Raw genomic sequence first — 13461 nt, 5'->3', positions numbered from 1 at the left:
CAGTGGCAAGCGACCGAACGACGTCTCCACCAAGGGGGACCTGCGGTGCGGGAAACGTGACCGAACTGTAATGGCAGGGACAAGGGACACTCGCTTCAAGATTCATCCAGAATGCCCCGAATTCGCCTGTTCTCTTTCGGGCTTGGCTGCGGAGGATTCAGCTGCGGGTCAGGGGATTGTCGGTGGTGTGGTGCATGCTTTGACGTGCGCGGATGGCGATAGATAGCGTCCGCTTGAGTTCTTCATTGCCAGCCCGGGGGGCGTTGGTGTCTCCCGGCATGCCCTTTTTGCTGGGAGTTTTCTGTGCGTATGGTCCGTAGATTGGCCTGGCCCCTTGGTGTGGCCCTGGCGATACCCGTGGTGGCCGGTTCGATGCCGGTCACGGCGACCGCTGCTGAGGCCTCAGCTCCGGTGGCTGTAGAGGGTTTCTCCTACCCGGATGCGGCGAAGGTCCTCGCCCAGCGGAACATCACTCTCAAGACCGGCGACGGGCATATCGTGCTCGATGACTGCGGTTCGGCACCAGATGTGGTGGAGCTGTATACCCGAGCGGCAAAGCCGAGCCACGTCTGTTTCAAGATCACTGATTCGACCGGGTACTTGGCGGTGGAGATCCCGGGTGTCTACCTCATGAAGGGCGACGGTCACAGCACCATCAAGGCGAGGCTGAACACGGCGGGCAAGACCACCACGCTTGACCTCCCCAAGCGCACCTGGGCAGGGATCGGCGAAAGCCTCGGGGACGAGAGCACGCTTCTGGAGCTCAACGCCATCGACGGACCGGCTGCGCCGGCCTCCGCCGCCGACCTTCCGGCGGTTGGCACCGTCACGGTTGGCCAGCCCGGTCGTAGTGCGGAGGCACGCGCGTGCACTGGCACCCTCGTCGACCGATACTGGATCCTCACCTCGGCCGGCTGCTTCGCCAACGACCCGGCAGCTGTGACGGCTGGAGCACCACTGACAGCGAGCAGCGTCACGATCGGCGGCAAGTCCATCACCGTTGCCCAGCTCGTCCCGCGCGGTGACCGTGACCTCGTCATGGCCCGTCTGGCGACCCCCGTGACTGATGTGACGCCCGCTGTTCTGGCCAACACCGCCCCGATGGCTGGTGAGAGCCTTCGGGTATCCGGATACGGCCGTACTGCCACCGACTGGATCCCCGCCAAGGTCCACACCACGGCTCACACCATCAGTGCCGTCACGGCCACCGGTGTGGACACCGCGCCGGCCGGCGGCGCAGCTGCCATCTGCCCGGGTGACGCCGGGGCGCCTCTGCTGCGTGACAGGAACGGCGTCGCGGAGCTCGTCGGCGTTGCCTCTCGCTCCTGGCAGGGCGGCTGCCTGGGCACTCCCGCCGCCGAGACCCGCATGGGTGCGACCAGCAGCCGCGTCGACGATGTGGCCGGCTGGGTCCAGCAGACCGTCTCCACGTGGGGCACCAAGGTCGACTACTCCTCCGCGGTCGTGAACTCCGTGTACAACCCGGACACCAAGACCGCCGAGATCTTCGCGCTGGGCACCGACGGCGTGCTCGCCCACGCCTCCAAGACCGAGAACAAGGACTGGACCAGTTGGGAGGCCCTGGAGAACTGGCAGTTCAGCGGCATACCCGCGACCATCTACAACCCCGCCACCAAGGCTCTCGAGCTGTTCGCCATCGGCAGGACCGGCGAGCTCTGCCGCAACTACTGGGATCCGGCCACCAAGAAGTGGGCCGGCTGGAGCACCATCCCCAGCAGCGGGAAGCTCAAGGCCAACCCGGTCGCCGTGTTCAACCCCTCCAGCCGGACGGCAGAGGTGTTCGCCCTGGACACCGACGGTTACATGACCCACTCCTACAGCACCAGCGGCGCCCGCTGGGACGACGCCCGCCGCCTCGGCGACTGGCAGTTCAACGGCACCCCCACCACCCTCTACAACGCCGCCACCGACGCCGTCGAACTCTTCGCTACCGGCACCAACGGCGTACTCGGCCACATCTACTGGGACAGCAAGGCCAAGACCTGGGGCGACTGGAGCACCATCAGCGGCCCGGCCGTGGCTGGCAGCCCCACCGCCGTCGTCAACCCCGCCAACAACAGCGCCGAGGTCTTCGTCACCACCACCGGCGGCACGATGGCCCACACCTTCAGCCTCAACGGCGGACGCTGGGAAACCCTCAGCACCATGAGCGACTGGCAGTTCAACGGCACCCCCACCGCCGCCTACAACCCCGCCGCCAACTCCGTCGAACTCTTCGCCACCGGCACCAACGGCGTACTCGGCCACAACTACTGGGACAACAAGACCAAGGCCTGGGGCGGCTGGAGCACCATCAGCGACTGGAAGTTCTCCGGCACCCCCTCCGCCACCTACAACGCCTACACCAACACCCTCGAACTCTTCGCCACCGGCACCAACGGCACCATGTCCCGCGCCACCTACAAGGACAACCAGTGGCTCACCTGGGAGTCCATGCCCGGATGGACGTTTGCCGTCACCGGCTGATCCACGGCCGTTGCCGGCTCCCGGCTGAACATGCCATGAGCCGGGGCTGCAGCACATGACACAGATCGCCTGCCGCAACGCCTCCTGGCGGGGCGGCAGGCGGTGATGCCGTGCTCGTTCTACACGGACGCTTCTGATCGATTTCCAAGGCCACCGCCGCCCGTGCCGCTGGTTGCACGGTGCTTCGGCAGGCCCGCACAGAACGGATTCATGTATCTATGAGGGTATTTCTGACATCACGAGCCAAACGGCCGCGGTTGGCGGCCGGGCTCGTGGTGGGCAGCCTGGTGACTGGGCTGCTTACGATACCGGCGGCGGCTGCGAATGCTGCGCCGGCAACCGGACCCGATCCGAATCGGGTAAAGGTGCTCGCGGCGTGGCAGGCTGGCGGGCCTGCGGTGCGCTGGGCCGCGGAGACGGCGTTGACCGGTTCGGCCGAGAACCTGAAGGCGTTCCTGGCGGGCGGTCAGACAGCGGCGGCGGACCAGGACCTGAGGGCGCGGGTGGAGGAGCTGATCGCAGCCTCCGGCCGAGGGGTGCGTGAGGCGGGTACCGCGGCTCTGGCCGGATCCGCGTCCGATCTGCAGGACTTCCTCAACCAGGGTTTCAGGAAGCCCTACGAGGATGACCAGCGGGTGCGGCTGTCGCAGATCATGGTGGTCGGCGGGCCCGGGGTGCAGGACGCCGCGGGCAAGGCGCTTGACGGCTCCATCGACGATGTGAACCTGTTCCTGAACGAGGTCCAGTTCAAGGCGCGGGATGACGACGACCGGGTCCGACTGGCCAAGCTGATGGTCGCCGGTGGGCCGGAGGTGAAGAAGGCCGCCGGCGCCGCGCTGGACGGGACGATGGACGACGTCCAGCAGTTCCTGCAGTACGGCTACCAGACCGCAGCTGCCCACGACCAGGAAACCCTGACAGTTTCGCAGCTGGCCGACCTGACGAAGAACGCCTCCACCCAGGCCGGACAACAAACACAGGTCGCTAGAGACGCGGCGGGCAAGGCGCTGGACTCCACCCGCCTGGCCAAGGAGGCCGCCGAGCGGGCCGCAGCCGAGACCAAGGCAGCGCAGGGCTCTGCCGGCCAGGCGTCCAACGCCGCCGCACGCGCGGCCGATGCTGCTGACCGGGCCGCCGCCGCCGCCCAGACCGCCTCCACGGCCGCGAAGGCCGCCAACGAGGCCTCCCGGCAGGCCGCCAACGCCGCCGCCAGCGCGGCGGCGGCCGCCACCAAGGCCGGCAACGCCGCAGCGCGGGCCCTCAGTGCCGCCGCCGCGGCCGCGGGCGACGCAGGCAAAGCCGAGGACGCCCGCGCCGCCGCGGTGACCGCCCGCCAGGCCGCGGTCGACGCCCGCACAGCGGGTGAGGCCAGCGTGTGGGCCGCAGCCGCGGCAACCCAGTCCATCGTCTCCGCCCAGGCCGCCGCCTCCGCCGGGGCCAACGCCGCCGCCGCCGCGCAGGCCGCCGCCGACTCCGCCACCTACCAGGGCGTTTCGGCCGCGGCCGCGAACCGGGCACGCCAGGCCGCCGCGAAGGCCAAGACCGCCGCGGCCGAGGCCACCAGGGCGGCGAACGCCACCACCAAGATCGCAAACGACGCCGCCGCCGCGGCCGGCGACGCCCAACGGGCCGCCAACGACGCCGCCGCACACGCGGACGCAGCCGCAGCCGCAGCCGACGAGGCCGCCCAGCACGCCGGCAACGCGTCGAGCTGGGCCAACACCGCGCAGACCGCGGCCACCGCCGCAGGCGCCGCCGCCGACTCGGCCGCCGCCTCCGCCACCCAGGCCCACAAGGTCGCCGACATCGCCCGCGCCAGCGACCAGGAACGCCTCGACGCCCAGCAAGCCACCGAGATGGCCGCCGCCGACGAAGCCTCCCGCGAAGCGGACCAGAAAGCCAAGACCGCCGCCTGGGAGGCCGGCAAGGCCACCCAGCTGACCGCCGACACCGAGCAGCTGATCAAGGACGCCACCGCCACCGGGACCGACCCGAAGACCGCGCTCCTCAAGGGCCGCCAGGCCGCACTGCGCCTGCTGGACGTCGCCGGACCGTGGACCAAGGCCGCCGCCCAGACCGCACTGGAAGGCGACGACAGTGCCGTCCAGGCCTTCCTGAACACCGGCCTGACGGTCGCGCGGGACCGCGACGACCGCACCAGCGTCATGGCCATCGCCCAGGCCCCCGGCAAGATGGAGAAGCGCCTCGCCGCGGAGACCGCCTCGGTCGGCACCCCCGACCAGGTGCGCGCCTTCCTGGCCACCGGCCAGTACCCGGGCAAGGACGACGACGACCGAATCCTGCTCGCGAAGATCATGATCGCCGGCGGACCCGGAGTGAAGGACGCCGCCGGCAAGGCGCTCGACGGCACCATCGACGACGTCCACGCGTTCCTGGCAACCGGCCAGTACAAGGCTCGCGACGACGACAACCGCGTCCTGGTGACAAAGGCCATGATTAACGGCGGACCCGAGGTCAAGGCCGCAGTCCAAGCCGTCCTGTCCGGCCCGGCCGACCGCCTGGAACCGTTCCTGCAGACCGGCCTGCCCAAGGCCCAACAGCGCGACGCCGTCACCGCCGCACACGTGGCCACCATCCAGTCCTACCTCGCCACCATCGACGGCTCCGTCGCCCTCGCCCGCCAGTACGCGGCCGAGGCCTCCCAGTCCTACGCCACCGCCCAAGGCGCCGCCGACCAGGCCGCCGGCTACGCCAACCAGGCCCACACCAGCGCCACCCAAGCCGCCGACTGGTCCAACAAGGCCGCCGAATCGGCCAACCAGGCCCAGACCTCCGCCACCCAGGCCTCCGGCTACGCCAAACAGGCCCAGACCTCCGCCGCGTCCGCCAACACGGCGGCCAGCCGCGCCAGCGCCTCGGCGGCCATGGCCACCGGCTACGCGGCAACCGCCCGGCAGTACGCGGCCACCGCCAAGAACGCCGCCGACCAGGCCCAGGCCTCCGCCGCGGCCGCCAACAAGAGCGCCGACGAGGCCGCCAAGGCGGCAGCCGAAGCCCAGGAGGCCGTCTGGAAGAAGCAGCAGGCCGAGGCCACCGCCGCCCAGGTCCCGTCCGGCACCGCCGGCAACGAGGGCAACGGCGGCAACGGCGGCAACGGCGGCGGCCGGGCCTACTACGTCGAGACCGTGCCCCGGAACGATGTGAAGCCAGACGTCATCCGCGATGACATGGGCCGGTGCGACAAGGGTGAGAGCGGAACCCTGGCGGACTGGTTCACCGATTCCAACTGGCACAAGAACGCGACTGGCGTCGAGGTTTGTGAGGTCACCCTCACCGTCAAGGTAACCGGCACCGTCGACTACATCATGCGCACATGCCCCGAAGCAGGACTCAGCCCTGAGGCCTGCAAGGGCAAGTACACGGTGTGGGACACCCTCGTCCTCAACAGCCAGCAGCTCGACAAGGTGGAGTACACCACCAGAATCGAGATGACGCGGGAGAGCTTCAAGAAATACCACGTCTCCTGCCCGCGAGGCGTCTGCGGCTCGCAGACGGCCAACATGTTCACTCTGCTGGCCGGCGACTTCATCCAGTGCTTCAACAACCCGGGCCCGTCCTGCGGCTGGGCGGCCGCGACCCTCATCCCCTACGGCAAGCTCGCCCAGGCCGCCAAGGGAATCGTCGCCTTCCGCTTCGCCCTCGAGACCGGCGTCGGCATCGAAGACGCCAAACTCGCCCTCCAAGCAACCCTCAACGGCTACAGCCAGGCCACGCTCAACAGCCTCACCAGCGTGGCCGACGCCATCACCGCCTTCCGCAGCACCCTGAAGGACGGCGTCGGAACCGACGCCGCGCTCGCGGCCCTGCGCAACAACCCCGCTGTCGACCGTGCACTGATCCGAGAATTTGAGCATGATTCCGACTTGGCGGCCAGGGCGCGCAAGGGCTGCCCAACAAGAAACAGTTTCCCGGCAGGCACGCCCGTGCTCATGGCTGACGGAAGTCAGCGGCCGATCGATCTGGTCAATACTGACGACTCGGTGATCGCGACTGATCCGATCAGCGGGATCACCGCACCCGAGCAGGTAACCGCGCGCATCTACACGCCTAACGATCAGGATTTCACCGAAATCCATCTTGGAGAATCTTCGGTCACCGCGACCGACCATCATTCAATATGGTCCGAGAGTCGTCGCAGCTGGATTGATGCGCGGGACCTAGCCACTGGTGAGACCGTACGATCGGCGAATGGCGATTCAATTTCGATCGGCGAAGTCCACCAATTTAGCCAAGGGCAAGCCGCCTACAACCTAACTGTCGCTAACCTGCACTCGTATTACGTGATGGCCGGTAGCGCCTCCATGCTCGTCCATAACTCCGACTGCCGCGAGTACTACGAATACCACCCTTCAGGCACTGGTATTATGGCCGAGGTGGGCTCCGATGGAATGCTAGACACTATCGTTTCAGTTGCAAAGAATGCGCCGTCAACCGATCCGACCGGCGGTCAAATGTTCATCAATGCAATGGAGGCGGTTGGCCACAATGCCGATGGAGTGCGCGGGAAGTGGCTTTCGGGAGGTGAGCTGAAAGATAACCTGGACAGCTTCAATGCCGGGATTCAGAATCTGCTATCCCCGGAAGATGCGGCGAGGAATACATTCACTGGCAAGATGGCGGCAAGGTACGGATTTACCGAAGTAGAGTTTGAGATTCGAATCGGCAGTCCTGGCGAATATGCAAAGGTCCAGGTCCTATTTAAGCGCCCGAAAGGATGAGTGACCGCAATGGATGAGATCATCCTGGCCAGACTCAAGGAAAAGCCCGAAGAGGGCGCCCGCCCTTCGGAAATAGCAAAATGGCTTCTTGGGGAAATTGGGGCCGACTTCAGCGACTTCCTTTTCATGCAGTATTTCTTTCGCGCCTTCGAAGTCTCGCTGATCAACGTGCGAGATCTTGAGCAGTGGGTCGGTCTCGGGAGAGGTGGGAGCCTCTCGGATTCTGATATCAATAATCTCTTTGGCTCGCTGAGGGCCCGGCCGTAGCGGGGAAGACTCCGCGTCGTCTGGGAAGTCGTTTAGAACGCCTTGAGGAGGGGTTGGCCCCTGGTGATCGAATCGCCGGAGACCAACCCCTTTACCACTGCGGAGGGCCGCCCTCACCGCTGCAGGGCCGGGAACTTCTGCATCCATTCGGGTCAGGGTGTGAGGTCAATGATCCGGACCGGCTGGCCGGCAAGACTCCCGTGTGCGGAGTGTTCATCGACGAGCAGATCGCACAGCAGGTGGTGGACTACGCGATTGCCGAGAAGATCCGGAAGAACCCGAAGGCCATCAACGACTGGCTCAGCGGCCGAGGACCGTCCGCCAACCGCGATTTCGAGATCAACGACACGTTCGGAGTCCCGGACAACTCAATCGGAAACGTGTACGGACCGAACGGCCTCATCGACGCAGCCAAGAACAAGTTCACAGTAGTCTTGAGGAAGTCACCCGGTCACAAGCCCGGCGGATACTTCGTGTTGACTTCCTACCCAGTCCTGTAAGGAGGAACAATGTCTGAGGACAACAACGACGACCTCTTCGACTTCGGGCTGAGTGGCCTGTCCACGCAGTTCCACCAAGACGTCGAGGAGACGCCATTCGAGGTGGCACGGCTCTGGGCCACGGGTGACGTCCGACGGCTGCGCGACGACGCGCTCCGGCTGCTACAGAACCCTGTGCCCGACTGGGCACTGACGGCACTGTGGCGAGCCGCTTCGAGCATGGTGGGCATGGACGGCATCCGCACGTGGCTCCAGGACGTCGAAGCACTCTGCACGGCACAACTGCTCGCCGACGGCCACGCACCTGAGGCCCCGGCGTCTGGAACGGTCCCGCAGGCTCTGACCGATGCCGTACTCGAAGAGCTCCACCTCATCGGGCCGGCGCTTGCCGACGCCACCACATCCCACCCGTACGCCGCGGTTCCGGACGTGGTACCCGCTCTCGAACTCACCGTCCGAGAAGTCGATCCCAACCTCGGCTTCCGACTGCTCCTGCGTTGCCTGTCCCGGTACTGGATCCCGCTCGACCACCGCACCTACGACCGATACACGAATCTCGGGAGGCAATTCGGCTTCGGCGAGCATGTCGTAGGCGCCTGCGACTTTCTTCTGAAACTCCAGGACTGACCGATCTGACGATAGGCCTGACCGCCGTTCTCAGTGAACTGCCCTGGGAGCTGCCAAGCAACAAAACAAAGCGCAGACCAGGTGCTGCTGGAAGGGGTGGCTCTCGGCGACTTGTTTCGCGGAGAACCACCCCTTCTGTACATACCCGAGTCGGCGCCGGAGCCGCAGTGCAGCGGGCCGCATGCCGAGGCACGGCCGAACCGCCCGGATCACCGGCACCAGGCTGGCGGACAAGGTCGCGAAGGACGGCGTGGCGAGCGTGTGGACCGACGAGGCGACGGCCGTCCGAGCCGTCCGGGAGGCGGGTCGTCTCGGGCTCGCCCCGCACGGCAAGGTAGACCGTCTGGAAGCCGATCAGGGCGGCAGAGGCCCCGCGCCGGCGGCCCCGGAGCTCGCCCTGGGTTCGAGGTGAGCCGGGGGCGGTGAAGAACGGGCAGACCATCGCGGCGAAGATCATGCACGCGCGGTGCCCGGGACCGTCGAAGCGGGTGGCGCGGTTGTGGCGGATGGTGGGGCCAATCTCGTCCTCGGAGAACAGCCGGTACTTCGCCTCCTGGGGCGGGATCTTGAACCCGCACATGGCGCAGCGTGCGTCCGCCCACAGGGTCCCGGAGCGGTGGAAGTCCTGGAGGGCGAGGCTCGGCTCCCCGTCGACCCAGGGATTCTCGGCCGGTACGGGGTAGCCGCGGTCATCGCAGGGGAGGCCGGCGATATGCGGGGGCACGGGTGGAAGTGTGATCACGAAGGACAGCCTGGCGCGCAACGCGGTGGCCGTCAGCCGAACCCGGGAATCTCCGGATGCCCTGGCCGCTCAATCCTGGTCGGGTCCGCCGAGGGTCCAGCCGCTGATCGCGTCGATAGGGCCGCGCCAGGTCGGCAGGATGTGGGTGGAACGGCCTGAGCGGTAGGTGACGTCGCGCAGGTGAAGGAAGGGCCGGGCGGGTTCGCGTCGGCGCCGGCCTTCGTCGGCCGTGTCGTCCAGGTGGCCGAGGGCGGTCTTGGTGGCTCGGCGGAGGTTGGAGTCGTGGTCGTCGAGCTGGCGTAGGAACAGGCGCTCCCACACATCGAGGGACACGACGGTGCCGGTGACGATCGCGCCGTCCAGAACTAGCGTCACCGTCACGTCGTTGGCGTCGATGTCATCGTGCTCAACTCCGACGCGCAGCAGCTCCAGATAGGGGTCCGGGTACTTGGTGCCCTGGTCGACCAGGACCCGCAGGACCGACTGGACCGCCTCTTTCCACGACACCGCTCACTCCCCCTGCCAGTTCGCCGCCCACGCATTGGACCACGTCCTACGCGTGGGCGGTGGGTACTTCGCGGAGAAGGAGTCGGCCCTCCGGAGTGCATGGCCGGGGCAATGAAAAGCCCTGGCTCAAGGCCGGGAGCCGGGCGGTCGGGCGGCCTTCACTCCGTCGCCCCAGGTGCGGCTACTCCTACCCAGCAGGTGGACCTAGTAATGTTCGGCCACATGAGCAGCCCTATGGTCAATCAGAAACGAGAGAAGCTAATCACTTCTCTGCCGCCGCAGTTGCGGCGCCAGATCAAGATCCGTGCATTTGAGCATGGACTGGACATTCAGGACGCGACCGAGCACGCGATCCGCGCCTGGTACGAGGCGCCAGCGCCGCCCACGGTGGACACAGACGGCGCGAAGGTCTGGGGCACGTTTCTGTCCCCCGGGGAGCCGGACCGGTTCAAGGAGGCCTGCACCGACCGGGGGGTCACCTACGTCCAGGGGCTGGCGCAGGCGCTGACGCTCTGGCTGGAGAGCCACCCATCGCCGAGTACGCCGCTGGTGGCTCAGCCGGTGATCCGCCTCATCATCGCCAATCAGAAGGGCGGGGTCGGCAAGACGTTCGTCGCCTCCGGGCTCTCCCAGGCGCTGGCGGAGAAGGGGCAGCGGGTCCTGATCGTCGACTACGACCCCCAGGGTCACCTGACGGCTGAGCTCGGGCTCGAAGACGTGATGTACGACGACGAGCGCGAGACGCTCCTCATGCACCTGGACGGTACCGCCAAGGGTGACATCCATGACCTGCTGGTGGCGCTGGAGCATGATCGGTTCGGCGGCCGGCTCCACGTCCTTCCCGCATCCGACGACGCCTTCCTGATGGACGTGCACCTCTCCCGGGTCGGCTTCAGCGAGAGCGCGTTGGAGCGTGCGCTGGAGCCGCTGGAGGACGACTACGACGTCATCATCATCGACGGCCCGCCCAGCCTGGGCCTGAACATGGACACCGCCCTGTACTACGTGCGCCGGCGCGAGGGCGAGCTGGCCGACCGCTCCGGGGTCATCACGCCGGTTTGGGCCAACAAGGCCTCCCACCGGGCTTTCCGCCTGCTGAGCCAGCAGATCGCCGACCTGTGCAAGAAGGGTCGGATCTCCATCGACTACCTGGGGCTGGTCATCAACGCCTACGACAGCCGCCGCGGGAAGCTGGTAAAGGAGAACAAGAAGCAGTGGGAGAAGGCGACCAACCCGGGAGTGCTGCTGGTCATCGGTGATCTCAAGGACGGCCGGGAGGCCTCCGACGGCGAGATCCCGCTGCTGGAGTACGCCCCCGACAGCGAGCACGCGCAGGCGATGCGCGACCTGGCGAAGGAGATCGCGGCATGACGCCGGCCCAGCGTGTGACTCGTGGCTTCAGCATCGACGAGGAACAGGAGGAGGAGCGGCCCCGCCGGGTACGGACCCGCCAGGAGATCAAGGCGGGGCAGGGCAAGCGGCCGCCGGCCAGCGTGGAGCTCGCGCTGCTGGCCCACAATCCCTACAACCCACGCGAGGAGCTGACGGACGTTGAGGAGACGGCCGAGTCGCTCGCGGCGCGGGGCCAGCTCCAGCCCGTCGCCGTGGTGTCCCTGCCGGCCTTTCTTGCCGTGCACCCGCAGACCGCGGAGAAGTTCGACCCCCAGGTTCAGTACGTCGTCATCGACGGCAATCGGCGCCTGGCCGCCGCTCCGCTCGCGGGCATGACAGGCCTGGAGATCTATGCCAACGACGCCTTGGCGGCCAGCGCGCACGATCTACTGGAGAGCGCACTGATCGCGAACATCCACCGCGTGGATGTGCCGCCGATCGACCAAGCCAAGGCAATCCAGGAACTGCTGAAAGTCCACGACACGCAGGAAGCCGTCGCCGCGCGGCTCCAGAAGTCGTCGGCGTGGGTGTCGCAGCGTCTGGCGCTCCTGGGTCTGCCCGACGACCTGCGGGAGAAGGTTGACTCGAAGGAGCTGAGTGTCGAGGACGGCCGGCGGATCGGCCGCATCCGCGACAAGGATGTCCAGCGAGCCGAAGCCGCTGCGGCTCTCGCCCGGGTGAAGCCCCCGCGCAAGCCGCGGGAAGCCGCTCAGGTCGTCCCCCGGAAAAATGGTTCAGCACATGAAGGAGTTAACGCCGTTAACTCGGCGAGCACCTCGACATCCACAATTACTTCATCACATGAAGTAGTTAACGGCGTTAACTCCGCCGCGCCGCCCGAAGCTATCGCTGGCGCCGTCCAGGAGCTGGTGCGCCTCACAGCTGGCCCGGACAACCTGGCAGACGCACTCGCCGAGCACCTGCCCCCCGACGTCCTGCACGCAGTGGCGGAGCGGCTGTTGTCGCGAGTGGAGTGAAAGGGCCCGTCGGCGGAGGCGGACTTCGAGGCCCGCGCGCAACGGGCCGTGCCGCTCGACCGAGTCCGACCCGGCAGGGGCCGGTAGGAACCGACCAACCCCGTTCGAATGGATCGAACGAAGTGCTGACAGTTGTCAGCACTTCAGAAACGCAGAAGGCCCGCACCGGTAGCCGGTGCGGGCCTTCTGCGCTGTGTTCTGGGTGGCAGCGGTGGGCGCAGTGGTCACGAAGATGTCCTTCGGGGGGCGGGCAGGGGGTGACGCGCTCCAGACCTGCCCGGCCGCGCGGTGGTGCACGCGGCCGGGCGGGCGGGCGGTTCAGCGGAGTGTGAGGGGAGCGGTGGCGGCCTGGTGGCGGTGGAGCACGGCGTGCGGGCCGGGGTCCGGCTGCCAGGGGCCGAGCCTGCCGGTGGCGGGGATCGGCTCGGTGAGGGGCCGGACGTCGGTGAGGGTCCAGTGCCACAGGCCGGGCTGTCCCCAGGGCCGGCAGCAGCCGGTGTCCTGGTGGCAGTCGGTGATGCGGGCGGTGGCGACGATGGCGCCGGTGGTGAGGGCGGGCGCGTGGGGGCGGGCAAGGACGGCCTGGACGAGCGGGTCGGCCTGACCGTCGCGGCTGAGGGCGCGGGCGGCGTGCAGGGCGATCGGTCCGCGGTGCTTGGTCGGCCAGGATCGGTTCTCGGTGGTCTTGTCGCCGGTGAGGATCGCGGCGAGCCATGGCTGTCGGACGGTCAGGGCCGGCAGGGCGGGGGCGGGGCTGGCGGGCTCCGGGGTCAGGCCGATCGCGCGCATCGCCTCGGGAAGGGCGAGGGCCCAGTCGGTGAACCGCAGGGCGCGGTCGTCGATGTAGCAGGCCGCGCCGAGCTTGCGGTTGGTGACGAGCAGGTCGTCGCCCAGCCTTGTTCCGGCATTCACCGTGTCCCACGCAAGCCGAGTCCGATACCAGGCCGCTGGAGCAGCAATGGAACGGTCGAGCCATTGCGAGCGTGATGTCGCATTCCGTGTGACATGACGCATAGTCAGGTGATACAAGTCACATTGTTAACGGCGTGGCGGCATCTCAGGGGTTCCGCAACGCATCGGCATCTCCCCGCAGGAGCATGCTCGTCACATCACAGCCCGGAGCAACGCCGGTGACTACGGTGCCCATCGGGGCTCCGGAGAACCCTCGGCGACGAAGGCGCTGGACGAGTAGAAGCCATCAGACTCGCAAGAGGGCGAGTAGC

General features: G+C 67.5%; 10 protein-coding genes. 8 read left to right on the top strand and 2 right to left on the bottom strand.

Annotation, left to right across the window (positions count from 1 at the left end):
* Window positions 1-411 precede the first annotated feature (411 nt).
* The 6 genes from ACIBH3_RS28590 (at window position 412) to ACIBH3_RS28565 (ending at window position 9032) form a co-directional block, all read left to right on the top strand.
* A complete protein-coding gene (locus ACIBH3_RS28590) occupies window positions 412-2487 on the top strand; it encodes a trypsin-like serine protease (protein WP_396314979.1) in 2076 nt (691 codons plus the stop codon).
* A gap of 218 nt (window positions 2488-2705) precedes the next feature.
* Entirely contained in the window at window positions 2706-7226 is a 4521-nt protein-coding gene (locus ACIBH3_RS28585) for a polymorphic toxin-type HINT domain-containing protein (protein WP_396314978.1), read from the top strand.
* Window positions 7227-7235: 9 nt separating this feature from the next.
* A complete protein-coding gene (locus ACIBH3_RS28580; RefSeq protein WP_396314977.1) occupies window positions 7236-7493 on the top strand; it encodes a hypothetical protein in 258 nt (85 codons plus the stop codon).
* Between the two features lie 200 nt (window positions 7494-7693).
* Window positions 7694-7993, top strand: a complete 300-nt coding sequence (locus ACIBH3_RS28575; protein ID WP_396314976.1) for an RNase A-like domain-containing protein — start codon at window positions 7694-7696, stop codon at window positions 7991-7993.
* 9 nt (window positions 7994-8002) lie between these two features.
* Entirely contained in the window at window positions 8003-8620 is a 618-nt protein-coding gene (locus tag ACIBH3_RS28570; RefSeq protein ID WP_396314975.1) for a hypothetical protein, read from the top strand.
* A gap of 181 nt (window positions 8621-8801) precedes the next feature.
* The gene (locus tag ACIBH3_RS28565) at window positions 8802-9032 is read left to right on the top strand and encodes a hypothetical protein (RefSeq protein WP_396314974.1); all 231 of its coding nucleotides are present in this window, start codon (window positions 8802-8804) and stop codon (window positions 9030-9032) included.
* Between the two features lie 399 nt (window positions 9033-9431).
* On the opposite strand, the gene ACIBH3_RS28560 is transcribed toward ACIBH3_RS28565, so the two are convergent.
* On the bottom strand, window positions 9432-9869 hold the full coding sequence (locus ACIBH3_RS28560; protein WP_396314973.1) for a hypothetical protein: 438 nt from the start codon (window positions 9867-9869) through the stop codon (window positions 9432-9434).
* Between the two features lie 387 nt (window positions 9870-10256).
* Between ACIBH3_RS28560 and ACIBH3_RS28555 the strand changes: the two genes are divergently transcribed.
* The gene (locus ACIBH3_RS28555; RefSeq protein ID WP_396314972.1) at window positions 10257-11240 is read left to right on the top strand and encodes a ParA family protein; all 984 of its coding nucleotides are present in this window, start codon (window positions 10257-10259) and stop codon (window positions 11238-11240) included.
* A complete protein-coding gene (locus tag ACIBH3_RS28550) occupies window positions 11237-12238 on the top strand; it encodes a ParB/RepB/Spo0J family partition protein (protein ID WP_396314971.1) in 1002 nt (333 codons plus the stop codon). Before ACIBH3_RS28555 ends, ACIBH3_RS28550 begins: the two co-directional genes overlap by 4 nt.
* Window positions 12239-12556: 318 nt before the next feature.
* On the opposite strand, the gene ACIBH3_RS28545 is transcribed toward ACIBH3_RS28550, so the two are convergent.
* Window positions 12557-13150 carry an ASCH domain-containing protein gene (locus ACIBH3_RS28545; RefSeq protein WP_396314970.1) on the bottom strand — a complete coding sequence of 198 codons (594 nt, stop codon included), beginning with the start codon at window positions 13148-13150 and terminating at the stop codon, window positions 12557-12559.
* Between the last annotated feature and the right edge of the window lie 311 nt (window positions 13151-13461).

Source organism: Kitasatospora sp. NPDC050543 (assembly GCF_044457565.1).
GTDB lineage: Bacteria > Actinomycetota > Actinomycetes > Streptomycetales > Streptomycetaceae > Kitasatospora.
Note: the sequence above shows the minus strand (reverse complement) of the source record. Positions and strands in the feature narration are given on the sequence as shown.